We start from the raw sequence: 24,392 nt of genomic DNA, 5'->3' as shown, positions 1-24,392 counted from the left end.
CATCTTTACTTTTTCATATTTCATGTACTCATGATAGTAGAACATGACTTTTTAATGTGGATAAAAAACAAACAAAACGTTGATCGTTTTTTGATTTTTGCAAGAAGTCTATTTTAATTCACGTGCGTATAGATTTAATGCTAAGCACGATAGTGATAACAAATACCAATAAATAATTGATACTGGAGATCTTTCCTATGTTAAAAAAAATTGCATTAGCAGCTTTGTTAGCAGCTGGTTCAAGTGTAGCTATGGCAGACAATGATGTTGGTTGTGGTGCTGGTACACAAATTTGGGCAGGACAAAAAGGTATTGCACCTAAAATCCTTGCTGCGACTACAAATGGTATTTTTACTAACCAGTTATTAGGTATTACTTTCGGTACTTTAGGATGCCGTCAAGGTGGAACTGTTACGGCTCAAGTCGTTACATTTACAAATGAAAATGCTGAATCTTTAGCGCGTGATATGGCAGTAGGTCAAGGTGAAAGCTTAAACGTACTTGCTGAACTTATGCAGATCAAAGCAACAGATAAAGCGCGTTTCTTTGCTGTTTCTAAAGCAAATTTTGCTGAAATTTACTCAAGCAAAAATAAAAATACGCTTCAAGTTTTAGATTCTTTACAAAGTGTAATGGCGAAAGACGCTGTACTCAAAGCTTACGTTTAATACGTTTGAACATAAAACCCTGTCTTAATGGCAGGGTTTTCTTATAGATAATTTATTCTTAATAATCTTAAAATTTGCGACTGAATGAAATTAATAACTTGTACCATTACTACTTTAATGTGCCATTTTGCACATGCTTCAGTTGAAACCGATATACAAAATTATTTGAAGATTGCCGAGCAGAAACAACTGCACCAAGACATCACATGGCAACGCCTAATGTATGCTGATCAATCGCAAAAAAGTGAGGTTGCTTATGATGGATATTTTTACGCAAAAGATGGAAAAAATAATTTAAAAAATGAATTAGAAGCCGATGTAAAAGCTTTATTTATTAATTCAGCTGAGAATCAATCGATTCGTTGTAAATTTCCTGCTCGTAGCCGTTGGTTGATCCAACAACTCAATATTGATATCGAAAAGCTTCCAATCGTGAAGTGTCCTGAGTTTGATCAATGGATTAATCAAATTAAACCTTATAAAGCCACGTTGATTTATGCAACTGACTTTATGGGGAATCCTAGTTCGATGTTTGGGCATACCTTACTACGTTTAGATCCTAAAGATCAGAAACAACTGAACTTAGTTTCATACGCAGTAAACTATGCAGCGACAGTCAGTGGTGAAGATAATTGGTCATTTGCTTGGAAAGGTCTAACAGGGCAGTATCCTGGTGAATATTCTTTAATGCCTTACTATCGTAAAGTAAAAGAGTATGGTGACTTTGAAAGCCGTGATTTGTGGGAGTATGAGTTAAATTTAACCCCTGAAGAGACTCGTTTCTTAGTCGAACATATCTGGGAAATGCAGCATGTAAGTTTTCCTTATTATTTCGTAAGTGATAATTGTGCATATCGTTTACTTGGATTAATTGATTTAGTTCGTCCGAACTTAGATTTAAAAAAACAATTTAATTATGCTGCAATTCCGATTGAAACGTTAAAGGCAGTTGATCAACAAGACTTAGTCAAAGAGGTGGTCTACCGTCCAGCCTTGGAAACTCAATTATTATCACAAGCAAAACAACACGGTACACCGCTGGCTAAAGTTGCCCATCAAATTGCATTTCAAGATATTCAAAAGGCTCAACCTTTATTAGAGAAATTTAATCAACACGATCAAGCAAAAATCTTAGAAATGGCATATGACGATTTGTATCTGCAATATATCAGTCGTCAAGTTGATGCAGACTTTGCACAGCCGCAGCTAAGACAACTACTTGCCGAGAGAAGCCAAATTGATGTTGAAAAGCAACGTCAAGAGCCTAAGCGTCCTAAAAAGCAACCTGTTGAAGGACATCATGCGAGAAATCTATCTGTAAATGTCGGTGAACTACAAGGACAGAAGTTTATTGAGTTAGGACATCGTCAGGCTTACCATGATCTGATTGATCCTCAAGGTGGTTATCGTTTAGGTACTCAATTATTGTTTCTAGACGGTAATATTCAATATCGTGATGATCAACTCAAGCTCGAACATTTAGATTTATTGACTGTAAATTCGTATAACCCTATTCAGCCATTTAAATCACCCATTACTTGGGGATTTAATTTAGGTTGGAAACAAGAAGCTCTAGATCAAGGAAATTTTAGTGATGATCAGCAGCATGGTGTTATGAACCTAAATATGCAGGTCGGCTACAGCTTAGCTGATTATGATCGTCGACATTTGTGTTATGCCCAAATGCAAAGTCATTTTCAAGGTGGTCGTTCGCTGGATAAAGGTTGGCGAGTTGGTTTAGGACCAACGGTTGGTTGTATGAACAAATGGACGGACAATATTAATAGTGTTGTGCAAATTGAATTGCCTTACTGGGCAGATCAAAGTCAGTGGAATCTAAGAGTAGGTTCTCAACTCCAATATAGTTTAAGTTCAAATAATGCTTTAAGGTTGAATTGGAACTTCGAACAGCAAGATCATAAAGACTGGAGTAAAGTTGGGTTGGGCTATGTTTGGTTCTTCTAATATTAAATTTTAAAGAGTTTGATAGATTAAAAATCTATCAAACTTCAACAATAACAAAGTATTTTTTTACAGTTTCAATCACTTCAAATGTACCCACAAATGCAGGTGGGATAATACCTGCTTGACCCGCAGAAACTTCAATATATGAATCTGTTTTGGCATCATGAATACGAACAACGCCTTCAATGACTTGAAAGAACTCTTGTTTATTATCGGCAAACTGAATGTTCCAAGCACCCACTTCACATTGCCAAATTCCACATCCCATATGTGGGTGTGTATATAAGTCATAGGTAAGACGTTGTGGATTGCCCTTAACCAAACGATCAGGCCGAGGATAATCAATGCTGGCTTCAGATTGAATTAACTCACCAAAGCCTGCTAATTGGATTGAAGACATGACAATGCTCTGATTAATAACTTTCAGGGACAGCGCTTAAAAACTCACGACGTGCATCTTTGTCCGTTTTAAAATCACCCACAAAAGAAACAGTACGAGTGGTAGATTCTTGCTTACCAACACCGCGCATCATCATACACATATGTGCAGAATCGATCACTACAGCCACACCACGTGCTTGTGTCACCTCGGCAACAGCTTCAGCAATTTGTTGTGTTAAGTTTTCTTGAATTTGCAAACGGCGCGCAAACATTTCTGTAATACGTGCAAACTTAGATAAACCTAAAACCTGACCTTCAGGCAAATATGCAATGTGGACACGACCGTAAAAAGGGAGTAGGTGATGTTCACAAAGTGAATAAAATTCAATATTTTTAACCAATACCATTTCATGGTTATCGGATGGAAAAACCGCACTATTTGTAACTTCTTCAAGTGTTTTACTATAACCAGAAGTTAAAAAAGAAAAAGCTTTAGCCGCACGCATAGGCGTATCTTTGAGGCCAGGACGATTCAAATCTTCGCCAACGGCAGTTAAGATATTTGCGTACGATTGCTGCATAGACATAACAATGTTCACTTAGGTGGGTTGAACAAAACGGGAATTGTATCAGAAAACGATTCAAAAACTTAATTTTGAGTCAAATGCCGATTATTGTTTGTACTTTGGATTCTTTTCTGCACGTTTTAGTAGCACGAGAACAGCACCCGTACCACCTTGATTTTCAGGTGCACTAACAAACGCAAGAACATCACGATGTTGTCTAAGCCAGCCATTTACATAGGTTTTCAAAATCGCTTCTGGACCTTTACCATGAACAATTTTGATGACATTTTGATTTTCGTCTTTAGCCATCTGAATGATTTGTAAAACTGCGGCGCGTGCTTGCTCGACAGTACAACCATGTAAATCTACAGCTTCAAACCAGCGAATTTTACCTGCTTTTAAGTCTTCAAATACCTTGTGCTGTAAAGTTGCAATTCGATAGCTTAATGCAGCTTGGCTTGCCACAGGATTTAAAATCGCTTGAGTATCTGAAATCTCAGTGAGTTCCTGTTCAGCGCTACCTTCAGCTGCTGCACGTTTTGCAAGGGTTTGCGCATCAATTTTTTTTACGCGCTTTGGTTTGATTTGTGCAATGTTACCGTTATCAATTGGCTTTACGCCTGTTAAGGCTTTTTTAAAAAGCTCAGTATCTTCCATTTCTTCTTCAACAGCTTGAGATTTTTTCATCTCTGCTTGTTTAGCAAGATTGCTGGATTGAGGATTTGAGATTTGCTTTTTAAAAGCTTTCAGTAAATTAAACTGATCTTTAGAAAGCGAAGAATCATTTTTACTCATAATTTTAAGAAAATATGTAAGATACGAGAGGGATGGAAAATTATAGTCTGAAACCGTGTTGATTTGAACTGAATCAGATTCACATAATTTTTTTGATCAATGAAAGCTTGGTAGTGGTCTATTCTAAAAACAATTATTGATTATCTAAATCATCTTATTTCATATTGATGGTTTATATAGCCTATATTTTATAAAAAGCTCACCACTAAGCATAATTTCACTTTCCAGCTCAAATCCTAATAAATAAACTCCTTTTAATTTATTTCTTGTAGGGGGTAATAAAATCGTGATTGATTCTATCCCCATTTCATTAAATGCTATTCTTATAATTTCATTAAAGATTTTCTTGCCGAATCCCCAGTATTGAGGATGTAACACTAGTGCTAAATCAGCATCTCCATCTTCATATTGTAACCCACCCCAACCTGCAAATTTATTGTCGACTAGAAATGCCCAAGGACCATAACCATGGTCTTGCCATTGTTTTTCTTTTCCCTTAACCCAAGCGAGACATTGTTTTTCATCAAATAGGCTATCTTTAGCCAAAGGCATATGTTTGAGCACTCGGTCGTTAGTTAGCAACGAAATAATGTCAGCGATTTCAATATTACTTAGAAGACAAAACTCAATATTCAATGTTTATTCCTAAAAATATGAATAGTTCTTTATTATAAAATTTAAATGATTATTCATAATTATTCTTTTTCAAAATAAGATTGAGATATGAAAAAAAGCCCAATCATAAGAATTGGGCTTTGCATTGAGCTATAAATTTAAATTTGCTCAGGCTTTCCAAACAATGCTGCAAATGCTTGATCTGGTTTAGGCTGTTTCATAAAGCTCTCACCAACTAGGAAAGTATGAATATCATTTTCCTGCATCATTTGGACATCAGCAGGAGTGGCGATACCACTTTCAGTGACTAACACACGAGAAGCAGGTAACAACTTCTTCAAACGGATAGATGTATTCAAATCTACATCAAAGGTTTTAAGGTTGCGATTGTTCACACCTAAAATGCATTGTTCAGAGAGTTTTAATGCACGCTCTAACTCATGTTCATCATGTACTTCGACTAGTACATCAAGCTGATGTTCAAATGCGGTCTTTGACATTTCTTCAAGTTGTTGATCAGATAAACATGCCACGATTAACAAAATACAATCTGCATGTAAGGCACGTGCTTCAACAACATTATAAGGATCAATTAAAAAGTCTTTACGTAATGCTGGTAGGGCACAATGCTGACGCGCAATTGCAATATTCTCATCAGCACCTTGGAAAAAGTCTACATCTGTTAAAACAGAGAGACATGCTGCACCTGCTTGTTCATATTGCTGTGCAATTTCCGCAGGATTAAAGTCTGCACGAATCACGCCCTTGGAAGGTGATGCCTTCTTGATTTCAGCGATTACAGCGGGACGTTTGTGTTGTAAAGCATTCGCAAAACCACGAACAGGTGTTGCTTCTTTTGCCCACTGTTCTACATCATGCAAACTACGTTGTTTTAAACGTGCAGTAAGCTCCTCATGTTTGCGGTCAACAATTTTACCTAAAATGGTATTTTGAATATCGATCATGAGAAGTCCTTAGTCAGCCTGATATTGTTTCAATGTTTTAGTAAATTCAGCCAAGATACTCATTTTTTCCAAGGCTTGACCGCCATAAAGAATATCTTGAGCGAGTTCAACTGCTTGTTTATATGTTTTAGTCATGCCAGCCACGTAAATACCAGCACCAGCGTTCAAAGCAATCATATTTGCTGCTTTTTCACCAATTTCAGATTTATCTCGACTCAAAGCATCCTTGATCAACTTTAAACTTTCTTCTGAGCTATTTACCACTAAACCTGTAAGGGTTTGCGATGGGATACCTACTTCATCAGGTGTAAGTGTCCATTCAGTGATTTCACCATCTTTAAGCTCAGCCACAGTAGTTGGCGCAGCAAGACTGATTTCATCTAAACCATCTTTAGAATGTACAACCATTACATGTACTGCACCGAGTTGTTTTAAAACTTCTGCGATTGGTCGGCAAAGTTCATCTGAGAACACACCTATGACGAAACGATTGACACCAGCTGGATTGGTAAGAGGGCCGAGTAAATTAAAAATACTGCGAATACCTAACTCACGACGTGGAGCAACCGCATAACGCATTGCTTTATGATGATTCGGCGCAAATAGAAAACCTACACCAATTTCACGGATGCAACGTTCAGTTTGCTGCATATCTAAATCAAGTTGGATGCCCATCTGTTCAAGAACATCAGAGGAACCAGATTTGCTCGATACACCACGATTGCCATGTTTCGCAATGGTTGCACCAGCGGCAGCAATTACAAAACTAGATGCTGTAGAGACGTTAAATAAATTTTGACCATCGCCACCTGTGCCAACAATATCAACCAAATGTGGAATATCACTGACATCAATTTTAATCGCAAACTCACGCATGATACGTGCAGCCGCAGTTATTTCATCAATACTTTCACCCTTCATACGCAAGCCCATCATCAATGCGCCAATTTGAGCATCAGTTGCCTCACCTTGCATGATACTGCGCATTACATCTTCCATTTGAGGTTGGGTAAGATGAATATTTTTAGTAATGTGATTCAGAGCCTGTTGGATATTCATAGTCATGAGTTACAGCATTAGGATTGATTAAAATTTGAAAATAACCTGATTTGGTCGCAATTGGTTCGGTATGACGAAAGAGTAATACTTGAGCTAAAAGCTAGAGAGTTATGTTATCAGAAAATAAAGTGGATTTTATATGCTTTGAATAAAAAGCTGATGTGCTCTAAATTTAGACATATTGCTATAATTTTCCACTATTATACTTGGTTAATAAAAATTGAATTAATTAATATTTTGATGAGAATATCGATATGTACGTCAGTCAACTTTTAAATTATCCAGTGAAATCTTGTAAAGGAAATCAACTATCTGAAATGGAAATTGATAGTTTTGGACCAAAGTGGGATCGTAGATGGATGCTAGTTGATTGCGATGGTCGTTTTGTGACTCAGCGACAAATTGCTGAAATGGGACAAATAGGAGTTACTATTTCATCAGAAATCATTCGCTTTGATTATCACTCTGAACATATGGAGCTCAGTTTAATTGAGGCTCAGGGCTATAAAGACGAACGTCTTGTAACTGTGTGGCAAGATCAGGTAAAAGGAAATCGTATTGATCATCCCGTGAATGATTGGATCAGTGATAAATTAGGCAAGAAAGTACAGTTGGTTTATATGCCACAGGAAGCGATTCGCCAAGTCGATCTTGAATACGCACAATTTGGAGATCGTGTAGGTTTTGCAGATGGTTTTCCCTTTTTGATTTTAAGTGAGGCATCTGTACAATTTCTTTCCGAAAAAGTTGGATATTCATTGGATGTACGACGTTTTAGACCTAATATTGTCATCTCTGGTTGTGAGGCTTTTGCAGAAGACACATGGCAGCAGATACAAATTGGTGAAATTGTATTTGATCTAGTTAAACCATGCTCACGCTGTGTCATTCCAACGATTGATCTTAATACTAGTCAAAAGCAACCCGAAGTCATGCAGGCGATGTTGGCTTATCGAAAACAAGTTAATAAGGTGATGATGGGGCAAAATGCATTACATCGTGGAGAAGGTATTATTCGAGTTGGAGAAGAGGTTAAAATTCTCTGATAGAAATGATTAGATTAAAAAATAATTTGTAATAAAAAAGCCAATCACAAATAGCATGATTGGCTTTTATGACCTGACAAATCTTAATCCTTAGTCACGGTATCTCTAACACCTAGTAGTTGACTTGTTGCTACACCAGCTGTCATAGATCCATTTACGTTTAGCGCAGTGCGTCCCATATCAATTAATGGTTCAATTGAGATAAGTAAAGCGACTAATGTTACTGGTAAACCCATAGCTGGCAATACGATTAAAGCTGCGAAAGTTGCACCACCACCGACACCTGCAACCCCAATCGAGCTTAAAGTCACAATTACGATAAGTTGAGCAATCCATAACGGGTCTAAAGGGTTGATACCAACTGTTGGTGCCACCATGACTGCAAGCATTGCAGGATATAGTCCCGCACATCCATTTTGACCAATGGTCGCTCCGAAAGAAGCTGAAAAACTAGCAATACCTTCTGGTACGCCCAGTTGTTTTGTTTGAGCTTCAATATTCAGAGGAATACTTGCAGCACTGGATCGGCTGGTAAAAGCAAACGTTAAAACAGGAAAAACCTTTTTGAAAAACTCGATGGGATTGACACGGATAAATAGCAAAATCAACGCATGGACGATGAACATAATCGCAAGACCCAGATAGGATGCGACAAGAAATTCACCTAGTTTCACGATATCAGCAACATTTGCCGTAGCAACCATTTTTGCCATCAATGCGAATACACCATACGGTGTAAATTGCATGACTAAACGTACTAAGCTAATGATTAATGCTTGTAGAGCTTCAATTCCATTCCGAATTCTCTCACCATTGATTGGATCTTTATCCATCAGCTTAAGTGCTGCAACCCCTAAAAAAGCAGAGAAAATTACAACACTAATAATTGCGGTTGGACGAACTCCAGTCAGATCAGCAAAAGGATTTTGCGGAAGTAGCGAAAGTAATAACTTGGGAATATCAAGGTTGGTGACTTGACCGATATAATCAGTTTGAATTGCAGCAAGTCGGGCTGTTTCTTGAGTGCCTTGAACTAAGCCCTCGGCAGTTAAACCAAATAAATTGGTCACACTAATTCCGACAAAAGCAGCAATCGCCGTGGTAAATAATAAAATACCGATAACGAAACTACTGATTTTACCGAGCGAAGTCGTTTGATGAAGTTTAACAACTGCACTTAAAATCGAGATAAAAATAAGTGGCATGATCACCATTTGTAACAGTTGAACATAACCATTACCAACTAAATTAAACCATGTCACCGACTCTGCAATAATCGGACTGTCTGCATAAACCGCTTTTAATCCTAGACCATAAACGATACCGACACCCATACCGATGAGCACTTTTTTTGCAAGGCTCCAATCTGGTCGATAAGTAAAAAACAATCCTGCCATGAGCAAGAAAAATACAATAATATTCAATAAAACCAAGGTATTCACAATAAGGCTATCCTGATTGGTATTTCAGGGGGAGATAAATAAAAAATAATATTCAGATTCTATCATCCAGTTACCCTGAAGCTTAATCATTCCTATGACTATAGTTAATCTAAAAAATTAAAAAGGAGTCTAAATTGTCAGAAACCTATGTTTTAATTTTCTTTTGAAAATGCATGAAAAGTTGATTAATTATTGAAAAAGAATGAATTGTTCTAAATAAATGTTTCTTGTTTGATTTTAATGATGAAAATTTAACCAGTGTGTATAAGTTATATATTGATTTTATATGTTCAAAATAAAAACAGCCTATTCATAAAATAGGCTGTTTAAAGAATGAGAATTTGTTAATTCTTGCGATTATGCATAAATATCCAAGAAGTTTTTAAAAATCTGATGCCCATGTTCGCTTAAAATTGACTCAGGATGGAATTGGACGCCTTCAACAGGTAAGGTTTTATGCTTCACACCCATAATTTCTTCAATCGTGCCATCTGGTTGATTAGTCCAGCAGGTAACTTCTAAGCAATCAGGCAGTGTTTCTTGTTCAATCACAAGAGAGTGGTAGCGAGTAGCAGCAAAAGGAGAGGGTAAATTACTAAAAATACCTTTATCACTATGGTGCATATCAGATAAACGACCATGCATGACTGTTTTAGCACGGATAATATTGCCACCAAAAGCTTGTCCAATCGCTTGATGCCCTAAACAAACGCCTAGTAATGGAATTTTTCCAGCAAAATGATTGATCGCAGGTATCGAAATCCCAGCTTCAGTCGGTGAACAAGGACCAGGGCCAATCACTAGGTATTTAGGCTGCCATCGTTCGATGTCCTCTAATGTCACTTGATCATTACGAACAACTTTTACTTCTTGATTCAACTCTCCAAAGTATTGAACGATGTTGTAAGTAAAACTGTCATAATTGTCAATCATTAGAAGCATGATTATAACCTTTTGAAAATATGCACTTTATTGTGCTTTTAGGATTCAATTGACCGATCAAAACAATTCAATATCCGTTACTAAGAATATATAAAAATATGTTCAAGATCGTTAGGGTAAATAATCATAGCAAAAACAGAAGCTCAATGTTCAATATTTCTAATTTGGTCGTGTAAGTCGTCAGTTCAAAATGAGCTTTTGACACACAAATAATTAGCAATATTATTTTAAAATTTAAAGGTTTGATAAAAAAACATGTCGGTGAATCGAAAGTCCAGTGGAATTGATTGGAATGTACTCCAAAAGAATGATATAAAAAGCCAATTTATGCTAATAAATGATGGCGTAATTTAGCACTACAATAGTTCTTTGTTGCATATATTGCACTATTTTGGTTCATTATGTCTTTTTTGGGGACGAGCTGAAATGGAAATGTGTGAATATGGTGCATTTGCGATTGCAAACATTATAGAAGACATAGGACATGGAGCTTAAAGCATTTTTTCTGCAAAGAATTTCAATGTTTTAGGTATGCTTTAAAATTGTTGGTATGATAATTGCTAATTGTACACCAACAACTAACACGCACTTAACAAGTGCATATAAATTTCATTGGAGCAAATGAGCATGGCGAACAAGGTCCTTCAACTCATCAAAGAAAGTGGCGCAAAATGGGTCGATTTTCGCTTTACTGATACTAAGGGTAAAGAGCAACACGTAACTTACCCAGCTGACACGATTGATGAAGATACATTTGAAGATGGTAAAATGTTCGATGGTTCTTCAATCGCTGGTTGGAAAGGCATTGAAGCTTCTGACATGATCTTACGTCCAGATGCTGAAACAGGTTTTCTTGACCCGTTCTTTGCTGAGCCAACTGTTGTTGTGACTTGTGACGTTATTGAGCCATCTACTGGTCAAGGTTATGAGCGTGACCCACGTTCGATTGCTCGTCGTGCTGAAGAATATTTAAAATCTACAGGTATCGGTGATACAGCATTCTTTGGTCCAGAACCAGAATTCTTCGTTTTCGACGAAGTTAAATGGGATATCGATATGTCTGGCGCTCGCCATACATTAATCGCTGAAGAAGCTGCATGGTCTACTGGTAAAGATTACGAAGCTGGTAACTCTGGTCACCGTCCACGTGTGAAAGGTGGTTACTTCCCAGTTCCTCCAGTTGACTCTCACCAAGACATGCGCGCTGAAATGTGTGCACGTATTGAAGACATCATGGGTCCAGGTCGTGTAGAAGTACATCACCACGAAGTTGCTTCTTGCCAATTAGAAATTGGTGTGAGCTTCAATACATTAGTTCGTAAAGCGGACGAAGTTCAACAGTTCAAATATGCAGTTTGGAACGTTGCTCACCAATATGGTAAAACAGCGACTTTCATGCCTAAGCCAATGGTAGGTGATAACGGTTCTGGTATGCACGTTCACATGTCTATCTCTAAAGATGGCAAGAACTTATTTGCTGGTGATGAATATGCTGGTTTATCAGAAATGGCATTGTTCTTCATCGGTGGTGTAATCAAACACGCTCGTGCTTTGAACGCAATTACTAACCCTGGTACAAACTCTTATAAGCGTTTAGTTCCACACTACGAAGCTCCGATTATGCTTGCTTACTCAGCACGTAACCGTTCTGCTTCTATCCGTATTCCTTACGTTTCTAGCCCTAAAGGCAAGCGCATCGAAGCACGTTTCCCAGATCCATTAATGAACCCATACTTAGGTTTTGCTGCATTGTTAATGGCTGGTCTTGATGGTATCCAAAACAAGATTCATCCAGGTGAAGCTGCTGACAAGAACTTGTATGACCTTCCTCCTGAAGAAGAAGCAAAAATCCCTACAGTTGCTCACAACTTAGAAATGGCGATTGATGCTCTTAAAGCGGATCACGAGTTCTTATTAAAAGGCGGTGTATTCACTAAAGAAATGTTAGATGCTTACATTGAACTTAAAACTGAAGATGTACGTCGTCTTAACACGACTACTCACCCAGTTGAATTTGATATGTACTACAGCTTGTAATACATCCCAAATAAAAAAGCTCGCTTCGGCGAGCTTTTTTTATGCTTTTGATTCAATTGAAAGTCATACGCTTTTTATTAAAAAATTCATGTAAACTAGATGCGATGTTTTTAGTGAGCCAAGCATGCGAAATTTACGACCAAACACAATAAATTCAAAGCAGATTCCTAAAGAATTAAAAAAATGGTTGTACGCATCAGGTTCATTAACTCAACAACTTACTGATCTTGCTAGTGGTGATTTCCATGTTGAGCGGATTAGAGAGCATTATCAACGTTTAACATTTGCTGACAGTAAATGGATGTTAATGCCTTACCATCATGTTGCTTGGGTACGTGAAACTCATTTATATGGTAGCGAGCGAGAGCCTTGGGTGAAGGCAAAAAGTATTTTCCCGATTCTTAGTCTACAAAAAAAAGCAAGAATATTTAAATATATACGCAATAAGCCAATCGGTTGGTTCTTATTTCAAAGAACTGATCCTCAGTGTGAGCGACGTGTTATTCAACTTGATGAGGGCTGGACTAGGCAAAGTTGTTATACATGGCATGGGTGTAAATTTATTGTGCAGGAAACTTTTTTGCCTGCTTTTGAACAGTTTATTCGACAGCATTGACTCTCAGGATTACTCATGGAAACAGTGCAACATATAACATGGCGACAACGTTTAGAAGCCTATTATTATCTATGTAGATTTGATAAACCGATTGGTACGGAATTGGTTTTTTGGCCAACCATGTGGGCGTTATGGATTGCATCTAAGGGCATACCTGATCTTAAGATATTGCTAATCATGGCTTTGGGATGCTTATTTATGCGTGCTGCAGGTTGTGCAATTAATGATTTTGCTGATCGTAAAGTAGATGCACATGTAGAACGAACGAAAAATCGTCCTTTAGCCACAGGTGTGATCAAAGCCAAGGAAGCAGTGTTTGTTTTTTTAGCCTTGGTAGTGCTTAGTGCAAGTTTGTTGTTATTCTTGCCTATAGAAGCATTTTATTGGTCATTTGGAGCGTTATTGTTAGCGTTCATATATCCATTTATGAAACGTTATACGCATCTACCACAAGTTTTTCTCGGTGCTGCATTTTCTTGGTCAATTCCAATGGCATATGCCGCTGTTGGGCAGACCCCAGATTTGACTTGTTGGTTGCTTTATTTTGGCAATTTGGCATGGACTGTAGCATATGACACCCAGTACGCGATCACAGATCGTGAATATGATTTAAAAATTGGGGTCAAATCGACGGCTATTCTATTTGGTCGCTACGATATACAAATTATTGGTGTGTTGCAGCTTGTGAGTTTGGTATTGATCGGCATTGCATTGTATATCGAAAGTCTGCTTGTACCTTTTGGAATAGCTGGATTGATTGTCGTTGCTGGAGATTTTATTTATCAAACATTTAAGACTCTAGATAGGGATCCGCAACTTTGTTTTTGGGCATTTCGTCACAATAGATGGGTTGGAATGATAATTTTTCTAGGAATTTTTTTACAATTAGTGGTTTAAAATGACCAATTAGTTGAAAAGTGTTCTATGCAGAGCACTTTTTTTTATGCCTTAATAAAGTCGCATGTAGTTTCGTGCACACAAAAACAAGACTAAAAGGAAATTTTATGAAACGGTCTAAAATTGGATTAGCAATTAGCTTTTCAATCTCTGCTTTATTTCTATCTGCGTGTAATGACAGTAATGATGGTTATTCAAGCAGCAATAAGGATAAAACATATATTTCAGAAAGTAGCTATTCAAAAGATAATTTGACTTTTGCAGCATCGATCAAAGTTATGACCTATAACATGACTAATGTTCAGGGTAAAACAGCAAAAGCGACTGCGATGGTTATGTTTCCTAAAGTTGCTGCACCAAGCGATGGTTATCGTGTAGTGGTATGGGAACATGGAACAGTGGGAGTCGCAGATAGCTGTGCTCCTAGTAATAATGTGCTTAATCCGCGTTTTAGAATTTTAGCTGAAACCCTACTTGCCGCTGGTTATGTGGTGGTTGCACCTGATTACGAGGGTTTGGGAACGGCTGGTATTCATCCCTATCTTAATTTAGCAAGTGAAGCAAAATCTGCTATCTCAGCGATGCAAGCGGTTAAAGATCGTTATGGCACCCAATTAAATGGTGCATGGATGTCAGTAGGGCAGTCACAAGGTGGGCAAGCTTCTATTGGTGCGGCTGAATATGCAAATGCTGATGTATCTTATAAAGGGGCGGTTGCTGGCGCACCAGCTTCAAGTTTAGGTAAGATTATTCTTGAAGTCGCTCCGGCAGCATTGGCAAACATCGAGCAGGCAGAAGTAGCCAATAATGTTCCGTTAGCCAATCGTGTATCTGTAGATTCTTACGCAACGCTACTGGCATACGCTGCTTTAACGGGTGTTGGTATCAAAGCATATGAACCAAGATTTGATTATCGAGATATTTTCCAAGATCGCGCTAAATCATTAGCAGAGTTTGCTGAAGGTACAACAGGTGAAAATGGTTTATGTCTTGATAATGAAAGTGACCCAAGTGCAAGCCTCATCGAGAAGTTTAAAGCAGATATCATCAAATTTATGACGGATAATCCAGATAAAAAAGTGATGGATTACCCTGGATTAGATACAAACAATTTTAAAACCAATCCAACCGTTCAGAAGTTTTTGGTAGATAATCAGCCAGGAACTAAGCGTATTGATAAGCCTGTCTTAGTTGTACAAGGTACAGCTGACACTAACGTTCCTTTCCCAGTGACTCAGGCATTGGTAGCTAATTTATAGGCATTAGGTTCTGATGAGGTGGAATTAAAACCTGTGCTTAATGCAACACATACGCAAGCGATCGTATGTAAAAACTTAGACATTTATAACTTTATTCAAGCGAAAATGCCAGCAAAGACAAATGTGGTGATTGATCCTGCAAAAATTGATGCAAGCAAAGACCCGCAGTGTACAGGCGTGAGTTCTTAATTATTCAACGATATTGTGATTAGATTTTAGAACTTGTAAATCAAAAAAGAGTCTCATCAGTGGGGCTCTTTTTTGTTATATTGTTGCATCGATTTTGATAGCGCATTTTGAATACTATGAGTCAGAATTCAGTTGAAAAAAAGCAAATCCCATGGGGTTTAATGGCTTTGGGTTTATTGATACCAATATTTATTGTTGGTATGGCTTTTATTGCGGCAAGAAGTGATGCAGAAACAAAACGTAAATATGATCAACAACGTGCTGAGATTGCAAAGAAGTTTGAAGATCAAAAAAATGCTGAACAAGCTAAGAATGCTGAATAAATGCTTATACCATTGTTTTTAAGAACGAATATCCATCTGTAATTGTTTTATGGATGGAATTTCAGTATAGCGAATGACATCATAGCCTGCCTCTTGTAACATTTGATCTCTTTGTTTGTCTTCCTGCTCTTTTCCGAGATGACTCGGATCATCTAATTCAATAATCACAACAACTTTCATATCTTTATTGAGTAGCACGAAGTCTGTAACTTTACGATTAAATTTGCTTCGAATTTTATAATGATCACTAGTAATTAATGCACTAAAAGCCACTTGAGTCAGAACGTGGTAGTGGGGGAAGGCTTGTTTTAATCGAAGGAACATTTGAGTTTCAAATGAACTAATGACTGATCTAGGAAAGAATTTTTGTTTAGGTAGAAAAAAAGGAACAAAGCTAACAAGAAGAATAATACTACTTATGCATCCAATAACTAGGAAAATAGTTTGAAGTAAGTCCAGCATATTCAAATCAAATAGTTAATAAAAAACCCACTCAAAGTGAGCGGGTTTTTAGAATTTGGCTCTCCCACCTGGGCTCGAACCAGGGACCTGCGGATTAACAGTCCGTCGCTCTACCGACTGAGCTATGGGAGAATCTAGGTAGGCATTCTATGCATGAAGCAGATGTAGGTCAAGTGAGTTTAAGCTAAAAAATTTAAATATTGATTTAATTGTATTTTTTATCATCATTTTCTAGATTTTAGCGATAAGGAAATGAAAACTGATTTTATTTGACAGAATTGGGGGAAATAAAAAAGCCTACATCAATGATATAGGCTTTTTTGAATCTTGGCTCTCCCACCTGGGCTCGAACCAGGGACCTGCGGATTAACAGTCCGTCGCTCTACCGACTGAGCTATGGGAGAATAATAGATGGCTCTCCAACCTGGGCTCGAACCAGGGACCTGCGGATTAACAGTCCGTCGCTCTACCGACTGAGCTATTGGAGAATCTGATGCGCATTTTAGGGATGAATTTCAGATGCGTCAACAAGAATAGTAAATAAAATGAATTGTTTGCTTGATAATTATTCTTTTATGATTGGATAAATAAAAAAACTGCCCGAGATGGGCAGTTTTTACGCAAGAAATAAAAAATTATTTCTCTACACCAGCTGGCTGACCAGCTAATTTAGCGTTAGCGTAGTCCCAGTTCACTAAGCTTTCTAAGAAAGTAGCAATGTATTTTGGACGTAAGTTACGGAAATCGATGTAGTAAGCATGTTCCCATACGTCAATTGTTAATACTGCAACTTGACCGTGTGCAAGTGGAGTATCTGCGTTTGAAGTTTTAGTAATTGATAATTTACCGTTAACTTCATCAGCAACTAACCAAGCCCAACCTGAACCGAATTGAGTTGTTGCAGCAGCAGTGAATTCTTCTGCAAATTTTTCATAGCTACCAAAAGCTTCTTCGATTTTCGCAGCGATCGCGCCAGTTGGTTTACCACCACCGTTTGGCTTCATGCTGTTCCAGTAGAATGTATGGTTCCAAACCTGAGCAGCATTGTTGAAGATACCTGCTTTAGAAGCATCACCAGCGGATGCTTTGATGATCTCTTCTAAAGATTTACCTTCAAGGTCTGTGCCTTTGATCAAGTTGTTTAAGTTAACAACATAAGTATTGTGATGTTTATCGTGATGGTATTCTAAAGTTTCGCGAGTAATATGCGGAGCTAAATCATCATAGCCATATGGAAGTGCAGGTAAAGTAATGGTTGTCATGTTCCAATCCTTGCAATTGCTGGGTTTTACGTTAAGTGGCTCTATTGTAAATGATTCCAAACACAATAGGGCAGTCTTTTAAAGAACGATATACAATAAAGGTTCAATTAAAAACGATAAATGAAATCGGATTATTCAATTTAATTAAATCGGGTTGTTTAACTCAAAATAATCTGTATCTACTGAAAATTGTGTTGCGATTGCCTTAGCTAAACGTTGAACGCCATAACGTTCTGTTGCATGGTGACCACATGCAAAATAATGGACGTTTTGCTCTTTTGCTTCGTAGAAAGTGCGTTCGCTGACTTCACCAGATATGTATGCATCACAATTGGCTTCAGCTGCTTTTGCAATGAAGTCTTGAGCGCCTCCAGTACAAAAACCTACCTTGTGAATAGTGTTCTTGCTGCAAGGTAAATGGAGAATATTAAAATCAAAAATATTTTTTAACTTTTCTTTGAACTGTTCAGGGCTTAATGGACTTTCTAGGTAGCCAATATTGCCAATTGGATACTTTTTAAATGGATCCAAAGCTTCCAAATGGTTTAAACCAATTAAATCTGCAATTGCGGCATTATTACCAAGCGTGGGATGTGAATCCAAAGGTAAATGGTAAGCCACTAAAGAGATATTATTTTGGATTAATTTCTTAATTCGATTACCGCGCATTCCTGTGATTGGATACGGTTCGCCTTTCCAAAAGTAACCATGATGTACGAGCAAAACATCTGCATTTTGCTCAATTGCTGCATCAATTGCATCTTCAGATGCTGTGACAGCGCAAAGAATTTTATTAACTTCAGTTCGACCTTCAATTTGTAAGCCGTTAGGAGCATAGTCTTTAAATTCGTTGGTTTTTAAAGTTTGATTACACCATTGCACAATTTCATGCAAATTAGCCATGCTTATCCTCAGATTGTTAACACTCTCATTGTGAATAATAAAAACATATTTTTAAATGTAACTAAAGCTAGACAAAACTTTTTTAACTTTTGCATTGATTTTAAGGTATTTACTTTACAATGATAGAAATTTCTAGTTCATCAATATTTTACTTACTCATAAACTAATTTCGCCTAGAGGATAATAGACGTGCGCCGTGCATTTACATGGTTACCTTGGGTATTACTCATTCTTGTTATATTTAGTTTTCTGGCTTGGCAGAGATTTCATCAACCTAAACCAACAGTTGCAGCTGATGGTGTAAAAATGCCTGCTGAAAAAATTGAACCTCTGATTGATACGACACGAGCTGGTGGCGTTGTTTCATATAGTGCTGCAGTTAAAGTTGCTGCGCCTGCTGTAGTCAATATTTTTACTACACAAAAAGTCAAACAGTTGAATCATCCATTGCTCAATGATCCAGTATTTCGTGAGTTTTTTGGTAATCAAATGCCACAACAACCACAGAATGAAAATAGTTTAGGTTCTGGAGTAATCGTTCGTGCAGACGGTTATATTCTGACGAATAATCATGTGATCGCTCAGGCTGAACATATTGTGGTTGCTTTGCATGATGGTCGTCGTGCAGAAGCAAAAGTTATTGGCACAGACCCTGATACAGATCTAGCTGTGATCAAGATTGAGTTGGATAAGCTTCCTGTATTGCCATTTAAATTAAGTGGTAATGAAGTAGGTGATGTCGTTCTCGCAATTGGTAATCCATTTGGTGTAGGGCAAACAGTGACTCAAGGGATTATCTCTGCTACTGGTCGTTCAGATCTTGGCATTAATACCTACGAAGACTTTATTCAAACAGATGCTGCAATTAATCCAGGTAACTCAGGAGGTGCATTAATCGATGTCGCTGGTAACTTGATCGGTGTAAATACCGCTATTTTCTCGCAATCAGGTGGATCACTTGGAATTGGTTTTGCGATTCCTGCAAATGTCTGCCAACAAGTTCTAAATTCAATTTTGAAAGATGGACGTGTTGTGCGTGGTTGGTTAGGTATTAGCTTAATTCCGAACACTGTCGAGCAAGATGTATTTGCATCCAAATCTGTAGGTGTTGTTGTTGCAGATGTTTTACGTGGTGGACCTGCGGATGAAGCAGGGGTGAAGCGTAATGATAAAATTATTCAAGTGAATAATGAGCAGATTACATCCGCATCTCACTTAATTAATTATGTAGCATTACAAGCACCTGAAAGCATCATTAATGTGATCGTTGAGCGTGATGGAAAACAACAAACGCTGCAAGTGAAAGTTGGTGAGCGAAAAGTTCAACAAAATGCTCAGTCACAGTACATACCATTACCAAAACGTTAATCAAAGAAAAAAGCTTGCTGAAGGTCAATCAGCAAGCTTTTTAGTTTTTTAAGCTTTTTTATTTTTCATTTAACCAGTCAATTCTTATATTTTGATGACAGTTTTTTGATGCTTTGATGACATTTCATCGCAACTTAACCTTTTCAATTTCTGCACCTTGGTTAATAAAGTGAATCAAATGAAATGATTAAGTGCATTCAATTCCACTGGATTAAAGTGAATGGTTGTTGATCAATATTTATAATCGACCTGTAACCATAATTTTTGTGTATCAACACCAAAATCATTTGCTTGATAGTCTGAATATTTTGCTAGAGCAGATAAACCTTTGATTGGTAGGGTATGGCTATAAGAAATTGAATATTCTTGACCGTAATCTATATTCTTTTCCTCGCTTCGATATTGATGCAATTCCGTACCCAGTTTCCCTTTGCTGAAAATATTAAAGTTAGATGTGATGTACAAGTCTTTCAAACCATTGGCAGGCGTCGTTAAGAACATATCCGTCCAACCATTAAATTTATGTTTGGTTGCTAATGGTGTTTGGAATGCAATTTTTCCATCATCACTACCAAGAACTTCATAACCAATCGAAATGTCCCCAATAGTTGTTGATTGACTCGATATATTGTAACCCAGCTCAAGAGCATAGTAGTCAGCATCATAATCGGTTGGTTGGTCTGCATATTCTGTTTGATTTGCATATTCTGCTGAATATTTGAAGTCATTTTTCTTACCTGTCACTCTCAAACCATAGGTTTGATTTGACCATGCAGCAAGATCTTCAAAGTCCATCAAATAACCATAAACCACAGCATTTAAAAGAGGATTGTAATTCATTTTGGCTTGAATCAAATGAATTTTACTTTCTTGTTTACTCGCTTGGGCTTGAATGAACTTAGGCTCAGGTTCTTCACTACCAAAAATGGTATTGACTTGATCAATATATGAATAAAATAATCCAAATTCTTTGCAAGGTTTATAGTTCAAACTTACAGCGTCAAAGGTTTGGTCATTCTGTCTCCAAGCAACTGCACCTACAAAACGTTGGTTATCTAAATTAATTGTTTGACGACCTATGGTTAAATCAAAATTAGGGTTGTAAACATATTTTAAATAGGCTTGATTGAGTTGCAAGTTTTCAGCATCAGGAACAGTGCTGTATTGAGTTTGACTATTTCGAGTACTATTAAATTCATCATTAATCTCGACTGTACCTTCACCTTGAACGAATGCACTTAGACCGTACCATGAACCCGTTTGGATTGTAGGACGAATACGTAATGTCCATGCATCTGCATTTTTGAGCGTATTATCTTGATCAACAAGCTCGTAACGTAAGCGAGTATCTAAGCTAAGTTTTGTTTGAGAGAAAAAATCATCTGATGCTGAAGTAAGGGTAGATAAACATGCAAGCGTGATTAATGAATACGAAAATTTTTTCATCGCAGTATCCTTAATAAAGTATTTGAATTTGGAGAGAGGGAGGATGAGAAAGCCTCATCCTCTAAAAGTATGCATTTAGGTTGTTAAATTACGCTCAAGCAAAGCTTGTTCATATAATTCTTTTTCTTTGTCTTTGTGTTCAACTGAGAAGCGAATGAGAACGACAGTGAATGCAGCTACAGTCACAAGGCATCCCAAAATCATCAAACAAGTTTGAACATCAAGTAAGCCTTTTAATAAGAAACCTGCTGCGACTGCACCCACATTTCCGCCTGCACCAATAATACCTGCTACGCCACCAAGTGCATTACGATCAATAAATGGTACTAATGCATATGTCGCACCGCATGACATGTGTGTAAATAATGCAAACACAGTCATCGTGATGATTGCCAAACCAATTGTATTCATTTGAGAGAATAAAATGAGGAACAAGCCTTCAAGTAAAATCAGGATGAATAAAACTTTTGTACGACCATCTAATCCTTTAGTAAGTGCCACTTTATCCGATACGATACCACCAAGTGCGCGAGCGAATAGTGCGAGAAGACCAAAGATACCCGCAGTTAAACCTGCTTCTTTTAAACCCATGTTGAAGTGGTCGACGTAGTACATTGCTGCAATATTATGAATGAAGATTTCGATACCGAAACATGCTGCATAAGAGACAAATAGGATCCAAACGCGGTAGTTACGTGCTGCCTGCATTAAAATCGCCATTCCACCTTTTTTACCGCTACCAACTTCGACACCGTTCGCACGTAATTCTTTGAAATCACCTTGTGGACAGTCTTGAGTAAGTTTCCAATAAAGTACACCAACAATTACCATCATAATGCCAGGTACAAGCAGTGCAATTCTCCAGCCCATTGCTTGTTCTACACCAAACATCACAATTGCACCGAGAATTAACGGCATGATTGCTTGTGTTGCACCACCACCTGCATTTCCCCAACCTGCAGATGCTGCATTTGCTGTACCGACAACGTTAGGCGCAAACATAACGCTGGTATGGTATTGAGTAATAACGAAGCTCGCACCAATTGCACCAATTAAAAGGCGGAAGAAAAGGAACGACTCATAGGTATTTGCTGCTGCAACACCGAATACTGGAATACTGCCCAAGATTAATAATGCAGTGTATGTTTTACGAGGTCCGTACTTATCGCAAAGTGGACCAACGATTAGGCGAATCAGAATAGTGATGGCAACAGCCGCAATATTGATATTTGCAATCTGATCTTTGGTTAAATTAAATTCCCCTTTAATGACTGGCATTAATGGCGCACATGCAAACCATGCGAAGAAACACACGAAAAATGCAAGCCATGTCATATGGAAGGCGCGCATCGCAGGAGTGGAAAAGCTGAATAATTTTATTTCAGTCGCTTTTTTTGCATCTAAATTCATATTTGAAGACATAGCCTTCTCCTGAACTGAACGTTATTAATTTTTGCTTCGCAATATTTGCGAGAGCACATCGAACAGAACGGACATCGTTGGCCGTCAACAAAAAAGTTTGTGAATCTACGTTGATTCATCATGAAGGATATATAGCAAGTGTCATGCCAGAAATTATTTTCAACCAAATGAATAATTTAAAGTTCTAATTAATAAAATTTTTATAATTAAAATCTATTGTGTTTTTTGTTTAAGTAAAAAATAGCGCAATCTTATGTATGAGTTATGTTTAATTCTATTATCAGAAATTGCACTGAAATGGCTTTTTTTGTGTGCGCAATTATTCTTCATAATGTTTTAAAACATGGCGAAAATAAAAAAGCAGCCGAAGCTGCTCTTATACGTAACTCATCTTAGAATCGATAACCGACTCCGACATAAGTGATAAGTGGGTCAATATCAATTTTGGTATTAGCTCGAATAAGCTCTTTACCTGTATTCTTATCAGTTACGTAAATTTTGGCTTCATTATTCATTTTTGAATATGAAACAGAACCAACAGCAAACCAATTTGGATTAAAGTCATACGTTGCTCCTAAAGTTACGATAGGGGCGAAAGTATCTGTTGCTTCGAGTTTAACAATAGGGTCGGCTGAGGATGTTTTTCCATCCAACGCTGCACCTGCTTGTCCATCGTGAATATTTTGAATCCTGTGACCTGCTTTGATGAGATCAGACTCAATACCAGAATTCATTTTTAAGTCATTAAAATAGGCATACATCACGCCTGCACCGACATAAGGGCGAAATTTATTTACTCCAGATTTTCCAAACTGATAGTGCAGTTCAACGGCAGGTAACCACGCGCGCGCTGTTGCTGCTTTACCACCTTGTGTCAGATCAGTGATATGAATATCTTGCTTTAAATCGATTGACCCAAGTGGTGTATTGGCTGAACCTGATAATGGGGCATAAATATTTCCTTTGCCTTGTATATCAACTTTGGGCGGAATTCCTGCTTTAATTTCCAGTGATAAATTATCAGTGAAATGGTAATTGGCCATAATACCTAAGGTATCAACATCATCAGCTTCTATTCCAGTGCCTTGAGCCTGCCAATTAGATAAACCATTAATCGTTGCAGTTCCTGTTAGTAATGAAGGAAGAGTATCAGTAGGTAAAATTTTGATGGCGCCGTATAAAAGTGGGTTTGAACTACGATCAGCGGCATCCAATACAGATTGTTTAGATACAGAACCTACCTTAGATGATGTTCCTTCAGCTACGCTGGTATTGATATTGAATGGATTGGCACTTCCTTGAGGCATAGCATGTAACCAACCTGCTGAAATGGAAAAGCGTTTAAAACCATCACTATCTTTTAGACTAAAATAAGATGATTCAGCAAAACTAACAGTCGGTAGTAGGCTAGCAATTCCTAAACTTAGGGAAAGGTAAAGCTTGTGTTTTTTCATCAGAAGGACTCCATGTCCGATTTATTGAAACTTTTTATTCTCAAAAGATAGCGTTTTTTACTAAATAGTTTGAGAGGTGGTCCCACATGTTTGAACAACTAAAAGCGTATTTATAAGTGATATTCCGCTCTAGTTAAGCCACCTTGTTTTGTTGGGGTACCTGATCATAGTAAAACTCATTTGGTGTCATTTTGTCAAGACTCGAATGAGGTCGTTTCAGATTATAAAACTCAAAATATGCACTCAATTGCTTTTTCGCATCTGTGACACTGCTATAAGCTTTGAGATACACCTCTTCATATTTAACGCT

23 protein-coding genes, 3 tRNA genes and 1 pseudogene are annotated in these 24,392 nt (G+C 37.5%); 9 read left to right on the top strand and 18 right to left on the bottom strand.

Translation table 11 applies throughout. The features are described from left to right. Window positions 1-197 precede the first annotated feature (197 nt). Entirely contained in the window at window positions 198-668 is a 471-nt protein-coding gene (locus tag ACSC97_RS12650; protein ID WP_004912357.1) for a DUF3015 family protein, read from the top strand. A gap of 84 nt (window positions 669-752) precedes the next feature. After that, window positions 753-2,633, top strand: coding sequence for an Lnb N-terminal periplasmic domain-containing protein (locus tag ACSC97_RS12645; protein ID WP_436661268.1), 1,881 nt, complete (start codon window positions 753-755; stop codon window positions 2,631-2,633). 37 nt (window positions 2,634-2,670) lie between these two features. Here ACSC97_RS12645 and ACSC97_RS12640 read toward each other — a convergent pair whose 3' ends face one another. From ACSC97_RS12640 to trpD, 6 genes are all read right to left on the bottom strand, one after another. Then, window positions 2,671-3,033 (bottom strand): cupin domain-containing protein, encoded by a 363-nt coding sequence (locus tag ACSC97_RS12640; protein ID WP_004955226.1) that lies wholly within the window; start codon window positions 3,031-3,033, stop codon window positions 2,671-2,673. A 13-nt stretch (window positions 3,034-3,046) separates the two neighbouring features. Next, entirely contained in the window at window positions 3,047-3,595 is a 549-nt protein-coding gene (folE, locus tag ACSC97_RS12635; RefSeq protein WP_017397502.1) for a GTP cyclohydrolase I FolE, read from the bottom strand. A gap of 90 nt (window positions 3,596-3,685) precedes the next feature. Then, window positions 3,686-4,375 carry a Smr/MutS family protein gene (locus ACSC97_RS12630; RefSeq protein WP_243482944.1) on the bottom strand — a complete coding sequence of 230 codons (690 nt, stop codon included), beginning with the start codon at window positions 4,373-4,375 and terminating at the stop codon, window positions 3,686-3,688. A gap of 159 nt (window positions 4,376-4,534) precedes the next feature. Further along, entirely contained in the window at window positions 4,535-5,011 is a 477-nt protein-coding gene (locus ACSC97_RS12625) for a GNAT family N-acetyltransferase (protein WP_436661265.1), read from the bottom strand. A gap of 137 nt (window positions 5,012-5,148) precedes the next feature. Further along, a complete protein-coding gene (trpC, locus tag ACSC97_RS12620; protein ID WP_112987620.1) occupies window positions 5,149-5,955 on the bottom strand; it encodes an indole-3-glycerol phosphate synthase TrpC in 807 nt (268 codons plus the stop codon). A gap of 9 nt (window positions 5,956-5,964) precedes the next feature. Beyond that, complete coding sequence (gene trpD, locus ACSC97_RS12615) at window positions 5,965-7,014, bottom strand: anthranilate phosphoribosyltransferase (RefSeq protein WP_035338689.1); 1,050 nt, start codon at window positions 7,012-7,014, stop codon at window positions 5,965-5,967. A gap of 254 nt (window positions 7,015-7,268) precedes the next feature. On the opposite strand from trpD, the gene ACSC97_RS12610 reads away from it, so the two are divergent. After that, window positions 7,269-8,060 carry an MOSC domain-containing protein gene (locus ACSC97_RS12610; RefSeq protein ID WP_436661262.1) on the top strand — a complete coding sequence of 264 codons (792 nt, stop codon included), beginning with the start codon at window positions 7,269-7,271 and terminating at the stop codon, window positions 8,058-8,060. Between the two features lie 83 nt (window positions 8,061-8,143). Here the strand turns inward: ACSC97_RS12610 and ACSC97_RS12605 are convergent, their stop codons facing one another. After that, window positions 8,144-9,502 carry an L-cystine transporter gene (locus tag ACSC97_RS12605; RefSeq protein ID WP_436661260.1) on the bottom strand — a complete coding sequence of 453 codons (1,359 nt, stop codon included), beginning with the start codon at window positions 9,500-9,502 and terminating at the stop codon, window positions 8,144-8,146. Window positions 9,503-9,859: 357 nt separating this feature from the next. Continuing rightward, window positions 9,860-10,444, bottom strand: a complete 585-nt coding sequence (locus tag ACSC97_RS12600; RefSeq protein WP_004912335.1) for an anthranilate synthase component II — start codon at window positions 10,442-10,444, stop codon at window positions 9,860-9,862. A 621-nt stretch (window positions 10,445-11,065) separates the two neighbouring features. Here ACSC97_RS12600 and glnA point away from each other — a divergent pair. From glnA to ACSC97_RS12575, 5 genes and pseudogenes are all read left to right on the top strand, one after another. Beyond that, window positions 11,066-12,481: a type I glutamate--ammonia ligase gene (glnA, locus tag ACSC97_RS12595; protein ID WP_005402324.1), complete on the top strand. Its 1,416-nt coding sequence runs from the start codon at window positions 11,066-11,068 to the stop codon at window positions 12,479-12,481. 124 nt (window positions 12,482-12,605) lie between these two features. Then, a complete protein-coding gene (locus ACSC97_RS12590) occupies window positions 12,606-13,097 on the top strand; it encodes a chorismate--pyruvate lyase family protein (RefSeq protein ID WP_039048088.1) in 492 nt (163 codons plus the stop codon). Between the two features lie 15 nt (window positions 13,098-13,112). Continuing rightward, window positions 13,113-13,994, top strand: a complete 882-nt coding sequence (gene ubiA / locus ACSC97_RS12585; protein ID WP_004963022.1) for a 4-hydroxybenzoate octaprenyltransferase — start codon at window positions 13,113-13,115, stop codon at window positions 13,992-13,994. A 107-nt stretch (window positions 13,995-14,101) separates the two neighbouring features. Further along, a pseudogene (locus ACSC97_RS12580) lies at window positions 14,102-15,442 on the top strand (lipase family protein). 116 nt (window positions 15,443-15,558) lie between these two features. Continuing rightward, on the top strand, window positions 15,559-15,765 hold the full coding sequence (locus ACSC97_RS12575; RefSeq protein WP_004912325.1) for a hypothetical protein: 207 nt from the start codon (window positions 15,559-15,561) through the stop codon (window positions 15,763-15,765). Between the two features lie 18 nt (window positions 15,766-15,783). Here the strand turns inward: ACSC97_RS12575 and ACSC97_RS12570 are convergent, their stop codons facing one another. From ACSC97_RS12570 to ACSC97_RS12545, 6 genes are all read right to left on the bottom strand, one after another. Continuing rightward, window positions 15,784-16,227 (bottom strand): DUF2726 domain-containing protein, encoded by a 444-nt coding sequence (locus tag ACSC97_RS12570; RefSeq protein WP_004912322.1) that lies wholly within the window; start codon window positions 16,225-16,227, stop codon window positions 15,784-15,786. A 56-nt stretch (window positions 16,228-16,283) separates the two neighbouring features. Beyond that, window positions 16,284-16,359, bottom strand: a tRNA-Asn gene (locus tag ACSC97_RS12565). 196 nt (window positions 16,360-16,555) lie between these two features. Next, window positions 16,556-16,631 (bottom strand) — tRNA-Asn (locus ACSC97_RS12560). 8 nt (window positions 16,632-16,639) lie between these two features. After that, a tRNA-Asn gene (locus ACSC97_RS12555) sits at window positions 16,640-16,715 on the bottom strand. Window positions 16,716-16,862: 147 nt separating this feature from the next. After that, window positions 16,863-17,489 carry a superoxide dismutase gene (locus tag ACSC97_RS12550; protein WP_004963006.1) on the bottom strand — a complete coding sequence of 209 codons (627 nt, stop codon included), beginning with the start codon at window positions 17,487-17,489 and terminating at the stop codon, window positions 16,863-16,865. 144 nt (window positions 17,490-17,633) lie between these two features. Next, complete coding sequence (locus tag ACSC97_RS12545) at window positions 17,634-18,392, bottom strand: Nif3-like dinuclear metal center hexameric protein (protein ID WP_436661255.1); 759 nt, start codon at window positions 18,390-18,392, stop codon at window positions 17,634-17,636. 189 nt (window positions 18,393-18,581) lie between these two features. Between ACSC97_RS12545 and ACSC97_RS12540 the strand changes: the two genes are divergently transcribed. Then, window positions 18,582-19,760, top strand: a complete 1,179-nt coding sequence (locus ACSC97_RS12540) for a trypsin-like peptidase domain-containing protein (RefSeq protein WP_436661253.1) — start codon at window positions 18,582-18,584, stop codon at window positions 19,758-19,760. A 231-nt stretch (window positions 19,761-19,991) separates the two neighbouring features. Here the strand turns inward: ACSC97_RS12540 and ACSC97_RS12535 are convergent, their stop codons facing one another. The 4 genes from ACSC97_RS12535 to ACSC97_RS12520 form a co-directional block, all read right to left on the bottom strand. Beyond that, window positions 19,992-21,206, bottom strand: a complete 1,215-nt coding sequence (locus ACSC97_RS12535; protein WP_436661251.1) for an alginate export family protein — start codon at window positions 21,204-21,206, stop codon at window positions 19,992-19,994. Between the two features lie 75 nt (window positions 21,207-21,281). Continuing rightward, window positions 21,282-22,628 carry an MFS transporter gene (locus ACSC97_RS12530; RefSeq protein WP_004682636.1) on the bottom strand — a complete coding sequence of 449 codons (1,347 nt, stop codon included), beginning with the start codon at window positions 22,626-22,628 and terminating at the stop codon, window positions 21,282-21,284. Window positions 22,629-23,020: 392 nt separating this feature from the next. Then, window positions 23,021-24,082, bottom strand: a complete 1,062-nt coding sequence (locus ACSC97_RS12525) for an OmpW/AlkL family protein (protein WP_436661249.1) — start codon at window positions 24,080-24,082, stop codon at window positions 23,021-23,023. 133 nt (window positions 24,083-24,215) lie between these two features. Continuing rightward, the coding region (locus ACSC97_RS12520) for an integrase core domain-containing protein (RefSeq protein WP_436661270.1) at window positions 24,216-24,392 on the bottom strand (177 nt) is incomplete at its 5' end.

The sequence above is a fragment of the Acinetobacter sp. P1(2025) genome (genome assembly GCF_051390655.1).
GTDB lineage: Bacteria > Pseudomonadota > Gammaproteobacteria > Pseudomonadales > Moraxellaceae > Acinetobacter > Acinetobacter junii.
Note: the sequence above shows the minus strand (reverse complement) of the source record. Positions and strands in the feature narration are given on the sequence as shown.